Origin of the sequence: Enterobacter sp. ku-bf2 (assembly GCF_001742765.1) — a bacterium.
GTDB lineage: Bacteria > Pseudomonadota > Gammaproteobacteria > Enterobacterales > Enterobacteriaceae > Enterobacter > Enterobacter quasiroggenkampii.
In genome coordinates, this window is the sequence record NZ_MDVW01000012.1 from 31,008 (window position 1) to 51,410 (window position 20,403).

18 protein-coding genes are annotated in these 20,403 nt (G+C 55.6%); 10 read left to right on the plus strand and 8 right to left on the minus strand.

What is annotated here, in order from left to right:
* Positions 1-18 precede the first annotated feature (18 nt).
* Positions 19-3,822: an AsmA2 domain-containing protein YhdP gene (yhdP, locus tag BFG58_RS12490; RefSeq protein WP_069719894.1), complete on the plus strand. Its 3,804-nt coding sequence runs from the start codon at positions 19-21 to the stop codon at positions 3,820-3,822.
* Between the two features lie 84 nt (positions 3,823-3,906).
* Positions 3,907-5,352 (plus strand): metalloprotease TldD, encoded by a 1,446-nt coding sequence (gene tldD, locus BFG58_RS12495; protein ID WP_045910133.1) that lies wholly within the window; start codon positions 3,907-3,909, stop codon positions 5,350-5,352.
* A 47-nt stretch (positions 5,353-5,399) separates the two neighbouring features.
* On the opposite strand, the gene BFG58_RS12500 is transcribed toward tldD, so the two are convergent.
* Together BFG58_RS12500 and aaeR are read right to left on the minus strand one after the other, a co-directional pair.
* Positions 5,400-6,014 (minus strand): YagU family protein, encoded by a 615-nt coding sequence (locus BFG58_RS12500; protein WP_023331418.1) that lies wholly within the window; start codon positions 6,012-6,014, stop codon positions 5,400-5,402.
* Between the two features lie 219 nt (positions 6,015-6,233).
* Positions 6,234-7,160, minus strand: a complete 927-nt coding sequence (gene aaeR / locus BFG58_RS12505; protein WP_023309395.1) for an HTH-type transcriptional activator AaeR — start codon at positions 7,158-7,160, stop codon at positions 6,234-6,236.
* Between the two features lie 179 nt (positions 7,161-7,339).
* Between aaeR and aaeX the strand changes: the two genes are divergently transcribed.
* The 5 genes from aaeX (at position 7,340) to BFG58_RS12530 (ending at position 12,319) form a co-directional block, all read left to right on the plus strand.
* Positions 7,340-7,543, plus strand: a complete 204-nt coding sequence (gene aaeX, locus BFG58_RS12510; RefSeq protein WP_003860416.1) for a p-hydroxybenzoic acid efflux pump operon protein AaeX — start codon at positions 7,340-7,342, stop codon at positions 7,541-7,543.
* 7 nt (positions 7,544-7,550) lie between these two features.
* Positions 7,551-8,483 carry a p-hydroxybenzoic acid efflux pump subunit AaeA gene (aaeA, locus tag BFG58_RS12515; protein WP_023309394.1) on the plus strand — a complete coding sequence of 311 codons (933 nt, stop codon included), beginning with the start codon at positions 7,551-7,553 and terminating at the stop codon, positions 8,481-8,483.
* Between the two features lie 5 nt (positions 8,484-8,488).
* Positions 8,489-10,456 carry a p-hydroxybenzoic acid efflux pump subunit AaeB gene (aaeB, locus tag BFG58_RS12520; RefSeq protein WP_045910132.1) on the plus strand — a complete coding sequence of 656 codons (1,968 nt, stop codon included), beginning with the start codon at positions 8,489-8,491 and terminating at the stop codon, positions 10,454-10,456.
* A gap of 90 nt (positions 10,457-10,546) precedes the next feature.
* Complete coding sequence (locus tag BFG58_RS12525) at positions 10,547-12,001, plus strand: NAD-dependent succinate-semialdehyde dehydrogenase (protein ID WP_032664520.1); 1,455 nt, start codon at positions 10,547-10,549, stop codon at positions 11,999-12,001.
* 45 nt (positions 12,002-12,046) lie between these two features.
* Positions 12,047-12,319, plus strand: coding sequence for a barstar family protein (locus BFG58_RS12530; RefSeq protein ID WP_008502839.1), 273 nt, complete (start codon positions 12,047-12,049; stop codon positions 12,317-12,319).
* A gap of 61 nt (positions 12,320-12,380) precedes the next feature.
* Here the strand turns inward: BFG58_RS12530 and yhcN (BFG58_RS12535) are convergent, their stop codons facing one another.
* The 3 genes from yhcN (BFG58_RS12535) to argR all read right to left on the minus strand — a co-directional run bounded on the left by yhcN (BFG58_RS12535) (position 12,381) and on the right by argR (position 13,866).
* The gene (gene yhcN, locus BFG58_RS12535; RefSeq protein ID WP_008502838.1) at positions 12,381-12,647 is read right to left on the minus strand and encodes a peroxide/acid stress response protein YhcN; all 267 of its coding nucleotides are present in this window, start codon (positions 12,645-12,647) and stop codon (positions 12,381-12,383) included.
* A gap of 110 nt (positions 12,648-12,757) precedes the next feature.
* Positions 12,758-13,021: a peroxide/acid stress response protein YhcN gene (gene yhcN / locus BFG58_RS12540; protein WP_045910130.1), complete on the minus strand. Its 264-nt coding sequence runs from the start codon at positions 13,019-13,021 to the stop codon at positions 12,758-12,760.
* A 374-nt stretch (positions 13,022-13,395) separates the two neighbouring features.
* Positions 13,396-13,866 carry a transcriptional regulator ArgR gene (gene argR, locus BFG58_RS12545; RefSeq protein ID WP_008502836.1) on the minus strand — a complete coding sequence of 157 codons (471 nt, stop codon included), beginning with the start codon at positions 13,864-13,866 and terminating at the stop codon, positions 13,396-13,398.
* 397 nt (positions 13,867-14,263) lie between these two features.
* On the opposite strand from argR, the gene mdh reads away from it, so the two are divergent.
* Positions 14,264-15,202, plus strand: coding sequence for a malate dehydrogenase (mdh, locus tag BFG58_RS12550; RefSeq protein ID WP_045910129.1), 939 nt, complete (start codon positions 14,264-14,266; stop codon positions 15,200-15,202).
* A gap of 56 nt (positions 15,203-15,258) precedes the next feature.
* Here mdh and degS read toward each other — a convergent pair whose 3' ends face one another.
* From degS to zapG, 3 genes are all read right to left on the minus strand, one after another.
* Complete coding sequence (gene degS, locus BFG58_RS12555) at positions 15,259-16,326, minus strand: outer membrane-stress sensor serine endopeptidase DegS (protein WP_008502834.1); 1,068 nt, start codon at positions 16,324-16,326, stop codon at positions 15,259-15,261.
* Positions 16,327-16,417: 91 nt separating this feature from the next.
* On the minus strand, positions 16,418-17,785 hold the full coding sequence (gene degQ, locus BFG58_RS12560; RefSeq protein ID WP_045910128.1) for a serine endoprotease DegQ: 1,368 nt from the start codon (positions 17,783-17,785) through the stop codon (positions 16,418-16,420).
* 171 nt (positions 17,786-17,956) lie between these two features.
* On the minus strand, positions 17,957-18,355 hold the full coding sequence (gene zapG / locus BFG58_RS12565) for a Z-ring associated protein ZapG (RefSeq protein WP_008502832.1): 399 nt from the start codon (positions 18,353-18,355) through the stop codon (positions 17,957-17,959).
* 189 nt (positions 18,356-18,544) lie between these two features.
* Here zapG and zapE point away from each other — a divergent pair, with 189 nt between their 5' ends.
* Together zapE and rplM are read left to right on the plus strand one after the other, a co-directional pair.
* On the plus strand, positions 18,545-19,669 hold the full coding sequence (gene zapE, locus BFG58_RS12570; RefSeq protein WP_069719895.1) for a cell division protein ZapE: 1,125 nt from the start codon (positions 18,545-18,547) through the stop codon (positions 19,667-19,669).
* Between the two features lie 302 nt (positions 19,670-19,971).
* On the plus strand, positions 19,972-20,400 hold the full coding sequence (gene rplM / locus BFG58_RS12575) for a 50S ribosomal protein L13 (protein WP_003860434.1): 429 nt from the start codon (positions 19,972-19,974) through the stop codon (positions 20,398-20,400).
* Positions 20,401-20,403 lie beyond the last annotated feature (3 nt).

Genomic DNA, 20,403 nt, shown 5'->3' on the forward strand with positions numbered 1-20,403 from the left:
GCTGACAAGGAGAGATGCGTGAGGCGATTGCCGGGGATTTTATTGCTTACAGGGGCAACGCTGGTCGTGATTGTCGCGTTGCTCGTGAGCGGGCTACGCCTCGTTTTACCGCATCTGGACAGCTGGCGTCCGCAGCTGCTGGCGAAAATCGAATCCACTACCGGCGTGCCGGTGAACGTCAGCCAGGTCAGCGCTAACTGGCAGAATTTTGGCCCGACGCTCGATGTCCGGGATATCAACGCCAGCCTGAAAGATGGCGGCTACCTGAAAATCAAACGCGTGACCCTGGCGCTGGACGTCTGGCAAAGCCTGCTGCATCTGCGCTGGCAGTTTCGCGATCTCACCTTTTATCAGCTCCAGTTCCTGACCAATACGCCGCTGTCTGGCGGCGATAGCGGTCAGGGTCTTGAAGCCAACCGCTTCAGCGATCTTTTCCTCCGCCAGTTCGATCATTTCGATCTGCGCGACAGCGAAGTGAGCTTTATTACCCTTTCCGGCCAGCGCGCCGAGCTGGCGATCCCGCAGCTGACCTGGCTCAACGGTAAGGATCGGCACCGCGCCGAGGGGCAGGTCAATCTCTCAAGCCTGAACGGCCAGCACGGCGTGATGCAGGTGCGTATGGATCTGCGCGACGATGACGGCCTGTTAAATAACGGCAAAGTCTGGCTGCAGGCCGACGATGTGGACGTCAAGCCGTGGCTGGGCGACTGGCTCCAGCAAAATATGCAGCTGGAAACGGCCCGCTTCAGTCTTGAAGGCTGGTTGACCCTGACGAAAGGCGAATTTGCCAGCGGCGATATCTGGCTCAAGCAGGGAGGCGCGAGCTGGAAAGGTGAAAACCAGCAGCATCAGCTTTCCGTCGATAACCTCACCGCGCACGTGACGCAGGAGAAAGAGGGCTGGCAGTTTGCCATTCCCGATACGCGCATCACGATGGACGGCAAGCCGTGGCCGCGCGGTGCGCTGACGCTGGCCTGGATGCCGGAGCAGGACGTTGGCGGCACGGCCAGTAAACGCAGCGACGAGCTGCGTATCCGTGCCAGTAACCTGGATTTGGCCGCTATTGAAGGGCTGCGCTCGATGGCGGCAAAGCTCTCTCCTGACCTGGGCGAGATCTGGCTGGCTACGCAGCCGAGCGGAAAGATTGATTCTCTGGCGCTGGATATCCCGCTTCAGGCGACGGAAAAAACCCGTTTCCAGGCGACATGGAAAGATCTTGCCTGGAAGCAGTGGAAGCTGTTGCCGGGTGCGGAGCACTTTAGTGGCAAGCTGGAAGGCAGCGTGGAGAACGGCAGGCTGACGGTTGATATGCACGACGCCAAAATGCCTTACGAGACGGTCTTCCGCGCGCCGCTGGAAATCGAACAGGGCAACGCAGTGCTTAACTGGCTCCGTAACGACAAGGGTTTCCAGCTCGATGGCCGGCATATCGACGTCAAAGCGAAAGCGGTGCATGCGCGCGGCGATTTCCGCTATTTGCAGCCTGAAGGGGATGAGCCGTGGCTGGGGATTCTGGCCGGGATCAGTACCGATGACGGCTCCCAGGCCTGGCGCTATTTCCCGGAAAACCTGATGGGGAAAGCGCTGGTAGACTATCTGAGCGGTGCGATTCAGGGCGGTCAGGCGGATAATGCCACGCTGGTTTACGGCGGTAATCCCCATCTGTTCCCGTACAAACATAATGAAGGTCAGTTCCAGGTTCTGGTGCCGCTGCATGACGCCACTTTCGCGTTCCAGCCGGGCTGGCCCGCGCTGAAAAACCTGGATATCGAACTTAATTTCCTCAATGACGGCCTGTGGATGAAGTCCGACAGCGTGGCGCTGGGCGGCGTGACGGCCAGCAACCTGACGGCCAACATTCCGGACTACTCAAAAGAGAAGCTGCTGATTGATGCCGACATCAACGGTCCCGGCCAGGCGGTGGGACCGTACTTTGAGGAGACTCCTCTCAAAGAGTCGCTGGCCGCGACGCTTCAGCAGCTCCAGCTTGATGGTGATGTGAATGCTCGCTTACATCTTGATATCCCGCTGGACGGTGAGATGACCACCGCGAAAGGCGACGTCCGTCTGAAGAACAACAGTCTGTACATCAAACCCCTTGAGAGCACCCTGAAAAATCTCAGCGGGCAGTTCAGCTTTGAGAACGGTAACCTGAAGAGCGAGCCGCTTACCGCCAGCTGGTTTAATCAGCCCGTGAATATCGACTTCACGACCACAGAGGGTGAAAAGGCGTATCAGGTGGCCGTCAATCTCGACGGCAACTGGCAGCCAGCGCGAATGGACGTCCTGCCGAAGCCGATTGAGGCGTCCGTGGAGGGCGCGGTCGCCTGGAAAGGTAAAGTGGCAATAGACCTGCCTTATCACGCGGGCGCGCAGTACAAGGTCGACATCACGGGCGATCTGAAAAACCTTCACAGCCAGCTGCCTGCGCCGCTGGATAAACAGTCTGGACAGCCGCTGCCGGTGAAGCTGAACGTGGATGGCAACCTGAACAGCTTCGCGCTGACCGGCAGCGCGGGCGGGACGAACCATTTCAACAGCCGCTGGTTGCTTAACCGCAAGCTCACCCTCGACAAAGCCATCTGGACGACGGATAGCCGCTCCACGCCACCGCTGCCGGAGCAGGCGGGCATTGAGCTGAATCTTCCGCCGATGGACGGTGCAGAGTGGCTGGCGCTGTTCCAGAAAGGCGTTGGGCAAAACGTCGATGAAACCGCCCAGTTCCCGCAAGCCCTTACCGTACGCACGCCGTCGCTAATGCTCGGCGGGCAGCAGTGGAACAACCTGAGCATCGTCTCACAGCCTGGCGCTAACGGTACGAAGGTGGAAGCCCAGGGCAGAGAGATCAACGGTACGCTGACCATGCGCAATCACGCGCCGTGGCAGGCGGCGATCCGCTACCTCTACTACAACCCGGCAAGCGCCGCGAGCGGGAAAGACAAACCGGCTGCGACGTCGCCGCTGAGTCAAATCTCCCGCGTCGATTTTAGCGGCTGGCCCGATCTCCAGCTGCGCTGTGCAGAGTGCTGGCTGTGGGGGCAGAAATATGGCCGCATCGACGGTGATTTTGCCATCCAGGGAAACACGCTTACGCTCTCGGGCGGCCTGGTTGATACCGGCTTCGGCCGCATGACGGCGGGCGGGGAATGGGTGAATAATCCGGGCGAGCAGCGGACGTCCCTCAAGGGCGACATTAAAGGCAACAAACTGGATGCAGCAGCCAATTTCTTTGGCATCAGCACGCCGCTGCGCGGTTCATCATTTGACGTTAATTACGATCTTCACTGGCGCGACGCACCGTGGAAGCCGGATGAGGCCTCGCTGAACGGCATTCTGAAAACCCACTTCGGCAAAGGTGAGATCGCCGACGTGAGCACGGGGCGCGCCGGGCAGATCCTGCGCCTTCTCAGTTTTGATGCGCTGCTGCGCAAGCTGCGCTTCGATTTCAGCGATACCTTCAGCGAAGGGTTCTACTACGATTCCATCCGCAGTACGGCGTGGATCAAGGACGGCGTTCTGCATACGGACGATACGCTGGTGGATGGCCTGGAAGCGGACATTGCCATGAAAGGCTCCGTTAACCTCGTGCGCCGCGAGCTGGATATGGAAGCCGTGGTGGCACCGGAAATTTCCGCGAGCGTGGGCGTTGCGGCGGCCTTTGTGGTGAACCCGATTGTCGGTGCGGCGGTGTTTGCCGCCAGCAAAGTGCTGGGGCCGCTGTGGAGCAAGGTCTCCATTCTGCGCTACCGCATTACCGGTCCGATCGATAAACCGCAGATTAACGAGGTGCTGCGCCAGCCGCGCAAAGATGCACAGCAATGATTTGACGTGGGCAGGTAATTGCCTCACTCTCAATAAATACGATCTTTATACCGCCACGGGCGGCAACGAACGAGTAGCAATACGATGAGTCTGAACCTGGTAAGTGAACATTTGCTCGCAGCGAACGGCCTGAGCCATCAGGACCTGTTCTCCATTCTTGGTCAACTGACCGAACGCCGTCTCGACTACGGCGACCTTTATTTCCAGTCGAGCTATCACGAATCCTGGGTTTTAGAAGACAGCATCATCAAAGATGGCTCTTACAACATTGACCAGGGCGTCGGCGTCCGCGCCGTCAGCGGCGAGAAAACCGGTTTTGCCTATGCGGATCAGATTAGCCTCGCCGCACTTGAGCAGAGCGCGCAGGCGGCGCGCACCATTGTGCGTGATACCGGTGATGGACGTGTGAAAACGCTGGGAGAAGTGCAGCACTCTGCGCTCTATACCAGCATCGATCCGCTGCAGAGCATGAGCCGTGAAGAGAAGCTGGATATCCTGCGTCGCGTGGACAAAGTCGCCCGCGCGGCGGACAAACGCGTGCAGGAAGTTTCTGCCAGCCTGAGCGGTGTGTATGAACTGATTCTGGTGGCGGCAACGGACGGCACCCTGGCGGCTGATGTCCGTCCGCTGGTGCGTCTTTCCATCAGCGTGCAGGTCGATGAGGACGGCAAACGCGAGCGCGGCTCAAGCGGCGGCGGCGGTCGTTTTGGCTATGACTGGTTCCTGGGCGACGTTGACGGTGAAGCGCGCGCTGACGCGTGGGCAAAAGAAGCCGTGCGCATGGCGCTGGTGAATCTGAATGCCGTCGCGGCACCGGCGGGGTCATTCCCGGTGGTGCTGGGAGCCGGCTGGCCGGGCGTGCTATTACACGAGGCGGTGGGCCACGGTCTGGAAGGCGATTTTAACCGTCGCGGGACGTCCGTGTTCAGCGGTCAGATCGGGCAACTCGTTTCCTCTGAGCTGTGCACCGTGGTGGATGACGGCACCATGCTTGATCGTCGTGGCTCGGTGGCTATCGACGATGAAGGTACGCCAGGTCAGTACAATGTGCTGATTGAAAACGGCGTGCTGAAAGGCTACATGCAGGACAAACTCAACGCGCGCCTGATGGGCGTTGCGCCGACGGGCAACGGACGTCGCGAATCTTACGCGCACCTGCCGATGCCGCGCATGACCAATACGTATATGCTGCCGGGCAAATCCACGCCGCAGGAGATTATCGAATCCGTTGATTACGGTATCTTTGCGCCAAACTTTGGCGGCGGCCAGGTGGACATCACCTCCGGTAAGTTTGTCTTCTCTACCTCAGAAGCGTACCTGATTGAGAAGGGCAAAGTGACCAAAGCGGTGAAAGGTGCGACGCTAATTGGCTCCGGTATTGAAGCCATGCAGCAGATCTCGATGGTCGGTAACGATCTGAAGCTGGATAACGGCGTGGGCGTCTGCGGTAAAGAGGGCCAGAGCCTGCCGGTGGGCGTGGGCCAGCCAACGCTGAAAGTGGACAACCTGACGGTAGGCGGCACAGCCTGACCTGAATCGGCATAAAAAAATGGCGCTACTGATGTAGCGCCTTTTTTTTAACGTAAGTTACCCAGCGGGATCTCCGGATCCGGCTCGTGTGTGATGCGGTTACGCAAGTCACGACGAATAATTTCGATCGACCAGAACCAGACCAGATGGCCTACGATCTCTGAAACGTGTTCATACCACGGCAGCTCAAACAGCGGCGGCGTCAGCCCCATCAGCGGGAAGGAGATCATATGCACAAAGAGCTGAGCTAACGCACCCGCCAGCAAACCCTGCCAGAGTTTAATTTTCGGGAAGACTTCAGCCACGACACAATAGCCAACAGCGAAGACGATTGAGAAAATAATATGCGTCACGCCAACCCAGTTAAATATATGTCCGGCAAATGTATAAACTGCCGCGTTAGGATCAACAACGCCCAGCCAGTCGCGTAAAAATACATAGGGAGGGTTTAAAAAATTGCGGGAACAGTCAATCTGGCTTGCGGCTCTTATTAATTGCTCGGGTCCACATGCGCCGGTGAATAAGTCGGAGGGGCTGCGTGGCGGAAGCGGTACTTCGGCTCCCCATTTGACAAACGCGGAGACAATCCCTGCAATTAAACCGATGAACGCGGCGAGTCCATAGCGCCTGCGTGAAGGCGGTGTTTGTTCAAATAGATTCATTTCTTTTCCTTGTTTAACGTCATCCTGCGGAATACATTTTATTATTCATATCAGCAACAAATTAATAACAGTCTGACGAGCAGACTGCATATAAAGTAATGGGCTGGCGGCAGCAGTGTCAATTCTCTATTCCTGATAGTGGCGAAGGAATATTCCTGAATCAACAAGGGATTCATCCTGGGAATATTCATTGCCCCTATGCATTCAGAAATAAATTGATTATTCCTTTCTTCTTCCTCGCATCCCCTGAAACAGCTCCGCCACGTCCACAAAATACTCGGTCAGATAGTTAATACATACCTGGACTTTCAGCGGAAGCTTGTCTTTTTCGGTATACAGGGCGTACACCGGACGCGGATCGGACTGGTAGCGCGGGAAGAGGATCTCCAGCACGCCGCTGTTGATCTCGTTGATCACCCACATCAGCGGCACGTAGGCGATCCCGGCGCCGGCTACCAGCCAGCGCGAAATGGTCATCGGATCGTTGGTGACAAACCGTCCCTCCGGCAGCAGCCGGGTGGAGATCCCCTCCGGGGCAATCAGCTCAAATTCATTGTCGGGCCGCACGCTGTACTCCAGCCACGAGTGGTTGGTGAGGTCGGCGGGTTTCTCCGGCACACCGTACTGGGCCAGATAGCTCTTCGAAGCGCAGACGACCATCGGCATGCTGCCCAGCCGACGCGAGAACAGGCTGGAATCCTGCAGCGCGCCGACGCGGATCACCACGTCCAGGCCGTCGGCAATCAGATCCGGCGCCGGGATGCCCGTCACCAGATTAACGGTAAGCCCGGGATACTCTTTCAGCATATCCGCCGTCATGGCAGCGAGAACATTTTGTGCCATAGTTGAAGAACACCCGATGCGCAGCGTGCCGATGGGGGTGTTGTTAAAGGCGTAGAGCTGTTCGTGAACATCCTGCACTTCCAGCAGCATACGGCGACAGCCCTGATAGTAAATTTTGCCCGCTTCCGTCAGCCCAATGCTGCGGGTACTGCGGTTGAGCAGCTTGACCTGAAGCTCATCTTCCAGTTTAGACACCGTCTGGCTGATGGATGAGACGCTCATCTGAAGCTGGCGTGCAGCGGCGGTAAAAGAGCCCAGTTCAACCACTTTGGCGAAGACTGACATGCGTTTTAAACGTTCCATTGTTCACTCTGGCTTAAAAGTGATTTAGATCACATATTATAGATAACAGCATAACAGTTACGTTAATATATTATTTATTACATAACGGCTGCGCCATTCTCGCCCGGCGTTTCTTGCTCTCCTGCGATGGCGTGCGCTAAAAAATTCTGAAGCCTGCACTCTCTCTAATCAAGGTCAACATGAGTCTGTTTCCCGTTATCGTGGTGTTCGGTTTGTCCTTCCCACCGATATTTTTCGAGCTTCTTTTATCACTGGCGATCTTCTGGCTGGTGCGCAAGGTGCTGGTCCCTACCGGGATCTACGATTTCGTCTGGCACCCTGCATTGTTCAATACCGCGCTGTATTGCTGCCTGTTCTACCTGATATCGCGCATGTTTGTCTGAGGTTGATGTGAAAACGCTAACAAGAAAAATCTCCCGCACTGCCATCACCATGGCGCTGGTTATCCTCGCCTTCATCGCTATTTTCCGCGCCTGGGTCTATTACACCGAATCACCGTGGACGCGTGATGCACGCTTCAGCGCCGATGTGGTAGCGATCGCCCCTGACGTGGCCGGTCTTATCACGGCGGTCAACGTACACGATAACCAACTGGTGAAAAAAGATCAGGTTCTGTTCACCATCGACCAGCCTCGTTACCAGAAAGCACTGGAAGAGGCGGAAGCGGACGTGGCCTATTACCAGGCGCTGGCTGCGGAGAAACGCCGCGAAGCTGGCCGTCGTAACCAGCTTGGCGTTCAGGCAATGTCCCGTGAAGAGATTGATCAGTCCAACAACGTGCTGCAAACCGTGCTGCACCAGCTGGCGAAAGCACAAGCAACGCGCGATCTGGCGAAGCTCGATCTGGAGCGTACCGTGATTCGCGCACCGTCTGATGGCTGGGTGACCAACCTTAACGTCTATGCCGGGGAGTTTATTACCCGTGGCTCAACCGCCGTGGCGCTGGTGAAACAGAACTCCTTCTACGTACTCGCCTATATGGAAGAGACCAAGCTGGAAGGCGTACGTCCGGGCTACCGGGCAGAAATCACGCCGCTGGGCAGCAACCGCGTGTTTAAAGGTACCGTCGACAGCGTCGCCGCAGGGGTGACTAACTCCAGCAGCTCGAACGATGCAAAAGGGATGGCAACGGTGGATTCCAATCTCGAGTGGGTGCGTCTGGCCCAGCGCGTGCCGGTCCGTATCCATCTGGACGAACAGCAGGGCAACCTGTGGCCTGCAGGTACCACGGCGACGGTGGTGATTACCGGTGAAAAAGATCGGGATGCCAGCCAGGACTCGTTCTTCCGTAAAATCGCCCACCGTCTGCGCGAGTTTGGTTAATCGCTATGGGCATCTTTTCCATCGCCAGCCAGCACATTCGCTTCGCCGTGAAGCTGGCGTGTGCCATTGTGCTGGCGCTGTTTGTTGGCTTTCACTTCCAGCTTGAAACCCCTCGCTGGGCAGTGCTGACGGCTGCGATTGTCGCGGCGGGCCCGGCCTTTGCTGCGGGTGGGGAACCCTATTCAGGCGCGATCCGCTATCGCGGGATGCTGCGTATCATCGGGACGTTTATCGGCTGTTTCGCGGCGCTCACCATTATTATTCTGATGATCCGCACGCCGCTGCTGATGCTGATGGTGTGCTGTATCTGGGCGGGCTTTTGCACCTGGATCTCGTCTCTGGTGAAAGTGGAGAACTCCTACGCCTGGGGGCTGGCGGGCTATACCGCGCTGATTATTATCATCACCATCCAGTCCGAGCCGCTGCTGGCTCCGCAGTTTGCGGTGGAGCGGTGCAGCGAAATTGTCATTGGTATCGTGAGTGCGATTGTCGCGGACCTGCTGTTCTCCCCGCGCTCCATCAAGCAGGAAGTCGACCGTGAGCTTGACGCGCTGATTGTCGCTCAGTACCAGCTGATGCAGCTCTGCATCAAGCACGGCGACAGCGAAGAGGTGGATAAAGCCTGGAGCGGGCTGGTTCGCCGCACGCAGGCGCTGGAGGGGATGCGCAGCAATCTCAATATGGAGTCGTCACGCTGGGCCCGCGCTAACCGTCGTCTGAAAGCTCTTAATACGGTCTCGTTAACGCTGATTACCCAGGCATGTGAAACCTATCTGATACAGAACACGCGCCCGGAAGCGGTCACCGATACCTTCCGCGAACTGTTCGCCGAGCCGGTGGAAACGGTGCAGGACGTGCACAAGCAGCTGAAGCGTATGCGCAGGGTGATCGCCTGGACAGGGGAGCGCGACACGCCGGTAACCATCTACACCTGGGTCGGCGCCGCGACGCGCTACCTGCTGCTGAAACGCGGCGTGATCGGAAATACCAAAATCAGCGCGGCGGAAGAAGAGGTGCTGCAGGGCGAAGTGGTGATCAAGGCGGAATCCGCCGAGCGCCATCACGCGATGGTTAACTTCTGGCGTACGACACTCGCCTGTATGCTCGGCACGCTGTTCTGGCTGTGGACGGGCTGGACGTCCGGCAGCGGCGCGATGGTGATGATTGCCGTCGTGACCGCACTGGCGATGCGTCTGCCTAATCCGCGTATGGTCGCCATTGATTTCTTGTACGGCACCATTGCCGCCCTGCCGATAGGCGCGCTCTACTTTCTGGTCATCATCCCGTCGACGCAGCAGAGCATGCTGCTGCTCTGTATTAGTCTGGCGGTGATGGCGTTCTTTATCGGCATTGAAGTGCAAAAGCGACGTCTGGGATCGCTGGGGGCGCTGGCGAGTACGATTAACATCATCGTGCTCGATAACCCGATGACCTTCCATTTCAGCCAGTTCCTCGACAGTGCGTTAGGTCAGCTGGTGGGCTGTTTCCTGGCAATGATGGTGATTCTGCTGGTCCGCGATAATTCGCAGGCAAGAACGGGCCGCGTGCTGTTGAACCAGTTTGTGTCGGCCGCCGTGTCGTCGATGACAACCAACACCGCGCGCCGTAAAGAGAACCATCTGCCCGCGCTCTACCAGCAGCTGTTTTTACTGCTGAACAAGTTTCCGGGCGATATCGGTAAGTTCCGGCTGGCGCTGACCATGATCATTGCACACCAGCGTCTGCGTAACGCACCGGTGCCGATCAACGACGATCTGTCGGCCTGGCACCGCCAGCTGCGTCGTACCGCTGACCACGTGCTTTCTGCCAGCAGTGATGACAAACGACGTCGCTACTTTACGCAACTGCTTGAAGAGCTGGATATCTACCAGGAGAAGCTTAAAACCTGGGAAGCGCCGCCTCAGGTGACCGAGCCGGTAGGACGGCTGGTGTTTATGCTGCATCGCTACCAGAATGCCCTCACGGATAGCTGACCGAAGTAAAAAAACCGACGCCAAAAGCGTCGGTTTTTTTGTGGCTATACTTATTCCAGCACGTTCTTACATTTCAGGAAGGGAGGACACATGACGACCCAGGCGCTTCAGGATCACATCCTTTTTCAGACCGGTTATCTGGTCAACGGAATCTGGAAAACGCTGGACACGACCTTCGATGTGCTTAACCCCGCAACCGGGGAAGTCATCGCGAAAGTGGCAAAAGCGGGTAAAGCACAAACCGAAGACGCTATCGCAGCGGCCACCAAAGCCTTCCCGGCCTGGCGTGCCAAAACCGCGAAAGAGCGCTCGGCGATTCTTTATCGCTGGTACGAACTGATCATTGAGAATAAAAGCTGGCTCGGGCAGTTAATGACCACCGAGCAGGGTAAGCCGCTGAAAGAGGCCGAAGGCGAGGTGGAGTACGCTGCCAGCTTTATCCAGTGGTTTGCCGAAGAGGCCAAGCGCGCGAACGGTGAAATTATTCCGCCGATCAAACCCGGCTCGCGCATTCTGGCGACCCGTGAACCCATTGGCGTGGTCGCGGCGATAACACCGTGGAACTTCCCGATGGCCATGCTCACCCGCAAGTTAGGCCCGGCGCTGGCAGCAGGGTGTACCGGGGTGATCAAACCAGCCAATAACACGCCGCTCAGTGCTTTTGCGCTGCTTACCCTGGCAAAACAGGCTGGCGTGCCCGATGGCGTGCTCAACGCCGTGGCCGGGAATACGCATGAAATCAGCGATGCGATCATGGCAAGCCGCGACGTGCGTAAAATCTCCTTTACCGGCTCGACCTCCGTCGGCAAAACGCTGGTGCGTAATGCTGCCGAAACCATGAAGAAAGTCTCGATGGAGCTGGGGGGAAATGCCCCGTATATCGTTTTTGAGGATGCAGACATCGACGCGGCGGTGAAGGGGGCGATTGCCAATAAGTTCCGCAATGCCGGGCAGGTCTGCGTCAGCGTGAACCGTTTTTATATTCAGGAAACCGTCTACGACAAGTTTGTAAATAAACTTGCTGATGCCGTGAAGGCGCTCAAGGTGGGGAATGGCCTTGACGAGGGCGTTGTCGTTGGGCCGCTGATTGAATCTGCTGCGGTCGACAAGGTGCGTGAGCATGTCGACGATGCCGTCTCACGGGGGGCAACCGTACTGGCAGGGGGTAAGCCCCATCCGCTTGGCGGGAATTTCTGGATGCCAACCGTGCTGGGCGACTGCCATGAAGGCATGAAGCTGGCAGAAGAAGAGACCTTTGGCCCGGTTGCGGCATGTTTCCGTTTCACCTCGGAAGATGAAGTTATCCAGCGCGCCAACAACACGCCCTATGGGCTGGCGGCTTACTTCTACACCCAGAATCTCTCACGTGTTTTCCGCGTTTCCCAGGCGATCGAGAGTGGGATGATCGGCATTAACGAATGTGCCGTCTCCACGGAACTGGGGCCCTTTGGCGGCGTAAAAGAGTCTGGCCTGGGTCGTGAGGGCTCCGTGCTGGGCCTGGAAGAGTACCTGGAAGTGAAAACCCTTCACATCGGGGGATTATAATAGACAGGGCGGCATCTGCCGCTCGCCTGGACTGGGTGGCTGGCAATGAAAACCTATACTTTTGATTTTGACGAGATCGACAGTCAGGAAGACTTCTACCGCGAATTTATCCGGGTGTTTGATCTTGAACGGGAAAGCGTGACGAATCTGGATACGCTATGGGACGTGGTGACCGGGAGTCTGCTGCCGCTACCGCTGGAAATTGAGTTCATCCATTTGCCCGATAAGCTACGCAGACGCTTTGGCGCACTGATATTACTGTTCGATGAAGCGGAAGAAGAGCTGGAAGGGCAGCTGCGTTTTAACGCGCGGCACTGAATGAAAAAAGCCCCTGACCATGAGGCCAGGGGCAAGTCGTATGATGAGATACGACGAGGGTTTATTTATACAGTTCTGCAGTTGCATGCCAGTGGTCACCCTGATTCAGTTCGGTGACGCGATAGCTGCTGGCACCCGCTTTTTCAGCTTTGGCAGCCAGTTCGTGACGGATATCCATCGGAGAACCGGTAACAGACGTCACGGAGATGCTGCCCATAGGCTGCAGATTTTGTGCCTGGTCGGCATTCACCTGCTGTACGGCTGCGCTTGCGCCGAAAGAGAGAACAGATGCCAGACCGAGGGTTGCGATGATCAATTTGGTTTTCATAGTCTTTACTCCTGAATAGGGTTTTTGCTCAACGGCGAGAAGGGTTGAACCGCTATTTTTATGCCTGGTGACGTTGAGTGGAGATTTACGTTTTCAGTTATTGCTCAAACTTATTTGTACAGCTCAGCGGTGGCGTGCCAGTGGGCACCAGAACGCGCTTCGATGATGCGGTAGGATGACGCACCCTTTTCTTCCGCTTTTTTGTTCAGCATCTCACGCATGTCCATTGGCGATGTGCCGACCGCGCCGACAGAAACCGTACCGATGGTCTCGCGTGATTGCGCCTGATCAGCATTGATAGCGTCAGCCGCGAAAGCACCGAATGACAGGACAGACAGGACGCTCAGCGCCGCTACAGTTGATTTGATTTTCATGATTTTTACCTCGTCGAATTTTTAGTGGGGTCTTGTTTCGTGACCCTCATCACAAAATTAAGTATACACTAATAACGGTAAAAATTAATACCAGACTAATGGTTTCTATTGTTATTACGTGTTAACCACTCAGTTTTTTATAACCAAATTGCATAATATTGGGCATTTTTTGCGCATTTATGTTGGTTATATCTAATAAAATCATATGGATATCAGCTTTTGATTTTTTGTGCGATTTTTTGATTTAGCATTCACCAGATGAATGTTAATGGGTGGTAAAAAGCACTATTTGTCAAAGTCAGGGGCAGTGGAAAAGAGGGGGAAACGGCGTGGGGGCAGAACGATCCCCGCAGCGGCGCTACGGGGAAAGGGGATTAGAGTTCCTGTTCGAACAGAACCAGAATCGCTTCGTGGAGATCTTTAACGGAGAAACCGCTAGCCGGCGTGGTAAAGATGGTGTCATCGCCGGCGATAGTCCCGAGGATGCCTTCTGTTTTACCCAACGAGTCCAGCATGCGGGCAATCAGCTGTGCGGCCCCAGGGCTTGTGTGGATCACCACAACGGCGTCGTTGTAGTCGATATCCAGAACCAGATTCTTCAGCGGGCTGGAGGTGGTCGGCACGCCAAGTTCCGCCGGCAGGCAATAGACCATCTCCATCTTGGCGTTACGGGTACGCACCGCGCCAAATTTCGTTAACATGCGGGAGACTTTCGACTGATTGATGTTATCGAAGCCTTGTTCCTGCAGCGCCTGAACAATTTCTCCCTGAGAACTGAATTTCTCTTCTTTAAGTAGCGCTTTAAACGCCTTGACTAATTCTTCTTGCTTAGACGAGCTTCGCATAAGTCACCCGGAATATGACGATAGAAACAACATTATTATGCATGTGGATGAATTTTTATGCAAATTATCTACTCAGCGCCAGGCTGAAATAATGTTATGAAAGGGAGTGATTTTATCAGAATTCGTTATCAGAAAACATGCCTGGGTCACGCCGCGCAAATAAGCTTAAAAGTAAATTAAATGTTATCAAAATGATGTTGTTTTGGTGGTGGGGCAGGGTGTATTGTAACCACCTCTTAATTCGTCGCCGTCTGTCGTCAGAGCGTCTTCTGAAGAGAGATAAAGTCGCGTGACCTCAAATTCTTTAGCTACGAAAATTGTAATTATTTACTTGCTGAATTATGGTCGCCGCAACGGATTTACAGATACTTAAGTTAACCATAATAAGGAGTTTAGGATGAAAGTCGCAGTCCTCGGCGCTGCTGGTGGTATCGGCCAGGCGCTTGCCCTACTACTGAAAACCCAACTGCCTTCAGGCTCAGAACTCTCCCTGTACGATATTGCTCCGGTAACCCCAGGTGTGGCGGTTGACCTGAGCCACATACCAACTGCTGTAAAAATCAAAGGCTTCTCCGGTGAAGATGCGCGTCCTGCACTGCAGGGTGCCGACGTGGTGCTGATTTCTGCAGGCGTGGCGCGTAAGCCAGGCATGGATCGTTCAGACCTGTTCAACGTCAACGCGGGCATCGTGAAAAACCTGGTGCAGCAGATTGCAGAAATCTGCCCGAAAGCATGCATCGGTATCATCACTAACCCGGTGAACACCACCGTTGCTATCGCGGCAGAAGTGTTGAAGAAAGCGGGCGTTTACGACAAAAACAAACTGTTCGGCGTAACCACGCTGGATATCATCCGCTCCAACACCTTCGTTGCTGAGCTGAAGGGCAAACAGCCAACAGAAGTGGAAGTGCCGGTCATCGGCGGTCACTCTGGCGTTACCATCCTGCCTCTGCTGTCGCAGATCCCAGGCGTGAGCTTCACAGAGCAGGAAGTGGCTGACCTGACCAAACGCATCCAGAACGCGGGCACCGAAGTGGTGGAAGCGAAGGCGGGTGGCGGTTCTGCAACTCTGTCTATGGGCCAGGCGGCTGCACGTTTCGGTCTGTCACTGGTTCGCGCGCTGCAGGGCGAGAAAGGCGTTGTTGAATGCGCTTACGTTGAAGGCGATGGCGAACACGCTCGCTTCTTCTCTCAGCCGCTGCTGCTGGGTAAAAATGGTATCGAAGAGCGTAAATCCATTGGCAAGCTGAGCGCGTTTGAACAACACGCGATGGAAGGCATGCTGGATACGCTGAAGAAAGATATCACCCTGGGTGAAGAGTTCGTTAACAAGTAATACGAACCGTCTCCCGGCAAAAAAACGGAGCTTATCGCTCCGTTTTTTTATGCCTGTCAGTTCGTTGCCGGGTATTCCTGAATGGTGACTTGCAGCGTCAGTTTCTTATCGTTGCGCATGACTTCAACTGGGATGATAGAGCCCGGGCGAATTTCTGCCACCTGGTCCATCGTCTCCAGCGCAGAAACCGCTGGCGTGCCGTTGACCGACACAATGACGTCATTGACCTGAATCCCCGCGTTGGCCGCCGGACCCCCTGGCGCCACCTCGTTCACCACGATGCCCTGGATCTGATCGATACCGCCACCCTGGGTATGCATCGGCGCAATTTCGCGGCCACCGATACCGATATAGCCGCGGATCACGCGTCCGTCGCGGATCAGCTTATCCATAATTTTGGTCGCCAGCTGGAACGGAATGGCAAAGCCGATCCCTTCCGGCGTCTCACCGTCGTTACTCTTATCGAACGACAGGGTGTTGATGCCCATCAGTTCGCCCAGCGAGTTAACCAGCGCACCGCCGGAGTTACCGTGGTTGATGGAGGCATCGGTTTGCAGGAAGTTCTGCCGCCCGGAGGGGTTCAGACCAATACGGCCGGTCGCGCTGATGATCCCCTGAGTGATGGTCTGGCCCAGGTTGTAAGGGTTACCAATCGCCAGGACGACGTCGCCTATATGCGGGGTACGTTTACGGTTGATCGGGATGACCGGCAAACCGCCCGTGGCGTTAATCTTCAGGACGGCGAGGTCGGTCAGGCTGTCAGAGCCAACGAGTAATGCCTCAAACACGCGGCCATCCTGCAGGGCGACGATGATCTGGTCGGCATCGTTTATCACGTGCTTGTTGGTAATAATGTAGCCGCGCTCGTCCATGATCACGCCGGAGCCGAGGGTGCGGATCTCCAGCTGGTTGTGGGCTGAGGTATTCAGGCCACGGTTATAGACGTTAACCACGGCAGGTGCGGCTCGGCGGACGGCCTGATTATAAGTGGCCGGTGTTTCATCCGTGCTATCGAACTGGGGAGCCGACAGTTTATTGAACTGACGTAAAGACGGCAGCGCCAGCAGCAGCAGGCCAGCGACAATCAAACCGATGACAATAGAACGTAAGAGCTTTAAAAGCATGATGCGCGTGTCGTTAAAAAAGGAACGATTTGCAGCATAACATGAGTTATCCGGACATCACACGCAGCGGTGATGTCCGGGTCGCAAATGCTTAGCGCAACAGAATATAGATAGACTCATTGCCGCGCATGACCTGCAGGGCAATAACCGCTGGTTTACTCTCCAGCACCTTGCGCAGTTCGGCAATGGACTGCACGCGATTGCGGTTTACGCCAATGATCACATCTTCCTGATGCAACCCGGCCTGAGCAGCAGGGCTGCTCTTTTCAACGGTGTCGATGCGAATGCCTTTCGTACCGTCCTTCAGCTGTCCATCGCTCAGCGTCGCACCCTGCAGCGCCGGGGCGATCAGCTCCGCACTGGCAGAGGAGGAGGTGCTCTTATCCAGCGTCACTTCAACGTTCAGCGGTTTACCGTCACGGATCAGACCCAGCTTCACTTTGGCGCCGGGTTCGGTGGTGGCTATCCGCGAGCGCAACTCGGCAAAGCTGCTCAGCGGCTTGTCGTTGAGGCTGACGATCACATCGCCCGATTTAATACCTGCTTTTGCCGAGCCGGAGTTAGGCAGCACTTCACTGACAAACGCCCCGCGCTGTACGTTGATGTTGAACGCTTTTGCGATATCCGCGCTCATCTCCATACCTTTAATACCCAGCAGCCCGCGTTTGATTTCACCAAACTGGATGAGCTGCTGTGCCAGCGTTTTGGCCATATTGCTGGGAATCGCAAAACCGATCCCAATGCTGCCGCCGCCCGGGGCCAGAATCGCCGTGTTGATCCCAATCAGCTCACCGTTAAGGTTGAGTAATGCCCCGCCGGAGTTCCCGCGGTTAATTGAGGCATCGGTCTGGATAAAGTTTTCCAGCCCTTCCAGATTGAGGCCGCTACGTCCCAGCGCGGAGACGATCCCGGAGGTGGCGGTTTGCCCTAAGCCAAAGGGGTTGCCTACGGCGACGGCAAAGTCGCCGACGCGCAGTTTGTCGGAATCCGCGATGGCAATCTGGGTCAGGTTGCTCGGGTTTTGCACCTGCAGCAGCGCGATGTCGCTCTGGTCATCGCCGCCAATCAGTTTGGCATCAAATTCACGGCCATCGTTTAGCTGGACGCTGATTTTATCGGCCTGGCTGATGACATGATTGTTAGTCAGAATATAGCCTTTTGCCGCATCGATAATGACGCCAGACCCCAGGCCTTCAAAAGGCTGGGCCTGCTGGTCGGGAGACTCATCGCCAAAATACTTCTTCAGTTCTTCAGGGACGCGTTGGCTTTGTACCGCCGTGCCTTCAACCTGAACGCTGACGACCGCAGGCAACACTTTTTCCAGCATGGGTGCAAGGCTTGGAATGGCAGCCTGGCCAGGCACCTGGGAGGGAATGGCGGCAAATACAGGAACGGACGCCGAGAGAGATAACCCGACACTTAACGCGATAGCGCTCAACAGCTGATTTTTTTTCTTCATCGATGTTGACTCTCGTAACCTGGAATAAAGGAAAAACGGCCCCAAAAACACGTTGATGTTATTGAATTTTAAACCGCTGAACAATGAGGTGTTTAACTAAATGATAGCTGGGGTCATGAAGAAAGGACGGGCGCAATCGCTGCGCCCGTAAAATAAATTCAGGTTGTGCGATTAATCGCGTTTTACACCGCCACGCAGCAGGCCGGACGCGCCGTCTGAATAGTCGCGAGGCATCTGAACGGGCGCCTGATCGTTACCGGCCTCAGAGTCTGCCAGACGGTTGCGGAACGGGTTGGTTTCCGCCGTCATTTCCGGCAGCAGGCTGCTGGAGCTTTTTGCCATATGCTGATACAGCTGGCGATAGTCGGTCGCCATGTTGTCCAGCAGCTCGGCGCTACGGGCAAAATGGCTGACCAGCTCTTCACGATACTCTTCCAGCTCGGCTTTGTTCTTTTCCAGTTCGTACTGCAGTGACTGCTGCTGACGCAATTTGCGATTACCGAAACGCATGGCCACAGCACCAATGACGATGCCGACGACTAAACCGATTAGCGCATATTCCCAGGTCATGAACTTCTCCCGTTGTCTTGTTGTTCCGTAGGGTGTTGGCTCGGCTCCTGCCTGTGCCTGATAATGCCACTATAACCGCTATTTCCGTAGAAGTGGAATCCTGACGTATCATCGCGTAGTGTAGAACGGCCTTTTTTTCATCAGTCACGTCTGCTGGTGAGCGTTAATTGAAGGAATAACAATAAGATTATGCAAAACCTGTCCCCTGCATCGCGATATCAACTGGCCCTTAACGAGGGTACCCATCAGCCGGATGACGTTCAACGTGAGGCGGTAAGCCGTCTGGAGATGATTTATCAGGAACTCACGGCCAAACCCGCTGAAACCGAACAGAATGGCGGGCTAAAGGCGGCATTTGGGCGGTTGCTCGGAAAAAAAGCGCCACAGGTTCACGCGCCGGTGCGCGGTTTATATATGTGGGGCGGGGTCGGTCGCGGAAAAACCTGGCTGATGGACATGTTCTACCAGAGCCTGCCGGGGGAGCGTAAACAGCGTCTGCACTTCCACCGCTTTATGCTGCGGGTACATGAAGAGTTGACTGCGCTGCAGGGTAAAAGCGATCCGCTGGAGATTGTGGCCGACCGGTTCAAGGCGGAAACGGACGTGCTCTGCTTCGATGAATTTTTTGTGTCTGACATCACCGATGCCATGCTGTTAGGCGGCCTGATGAAGGCGTTATTTGCCCGCGGGATTACGCTGGTGGCCACGTCGAATATCCCGCCGGACGAGCTGTACCGCAACGGCCTGCAGCGGGCACGCTTCCTGCCCGCCATCGACGCCATTAAGCAGCACTGCGACATTATGAATGTTGATGCCGGTGTCGATTATCGTCTGCGCACGTTAACCCAGGCGCACCTGTGGCTCTCGCCGTTAAATGCAGAGACCACCCGCGAGATGGATACACTCTGGCTGGCGCTGGCGGGAGCAAAACGCGAGCACGCCCCGGAACTTGAGATTAACCATCGTCCGTTGCCTACGCTCGGCGTTGAAAACCAAACGCTGGCGGTCTCCTTTACGACGCTCTGTGTCGATGCTCGTAGCCAGCACGACTACATTGCGCTTTCGCGTCTGTTCCACACCGTGATGGTGCTGGATGTGCCGGTGATGACGCGGTTGATGGAGAGCGAGGCGCGGCGCTTCATTGCGCTGGTGGACGAGTTTTATGAGCGCCACGTCAAGCTGGTGGTCAGCGCCGAGGTTCCTTTATATGAGATCTACCAGGGCGAGCGGCTGAAGTTTGAGTTCCAGCGCTGCCTGTCTCGTCTGCAGGAGATGCAGAGCGAGGAATACCTGAAGCTGGAGCATATGCCGTAACAAATGCCACCCTCTCCCTGAGAAGGGAGCCTTGTAGGCCGGGTAAGGCGCAGCCGCCACCCGGCATTTTCAGCCGCCTCGAAAAACCCATTCCAAATCACATTTAAGGGTCGATCTTTGACCTCAACTTCTCTATAATCTTGCGACCCCACGTTACGAGAAGGTTTTTTTCCCGAAACTTTCTATGTGTCGGCATGAGCTATTCGAAGGGGTAGGTTTGCCGGACTTTGTCGTGTGAACCTCAACTGACTAAACGTTTGGGTGTTCACCAACGTGTAACTTATTATTTGGGTAAGCTTTTAATGAAAACTTTTACAGCTAAACCAGAAACCGTACAGCGCGACTGGTATGTTGTTGACGCGACCGGTAAAACTCTGGGCCGTCTGGCTACTGAACTGGCTCGTCGCCTGCGCGGTAAGCACAAAGCGGAATACACTCCGCACGTTGATACCGGTGATTACATCATCGTTCTGAACGCTGATAAAGTTGCTGTAACCGGCAACAAGCGTACTGACAAAATGTACTACCACCACACCGGCCACATCGGTGGTATCAAAGAAGCGACCTTTGAAGAGATGATTGCTCGCCGTCCTGAGCGTGTGATTGAAATCGCGGTTAAAGGCATGCTGCCAAAAGGCCCGCTGGGTCGTGCTATGTTCCGTAAACTGAAAGTTTACGCAGGCAACGAGCACAACCACGCGGCACAGCAACCGCAAGTTCTTGACATCTAATCG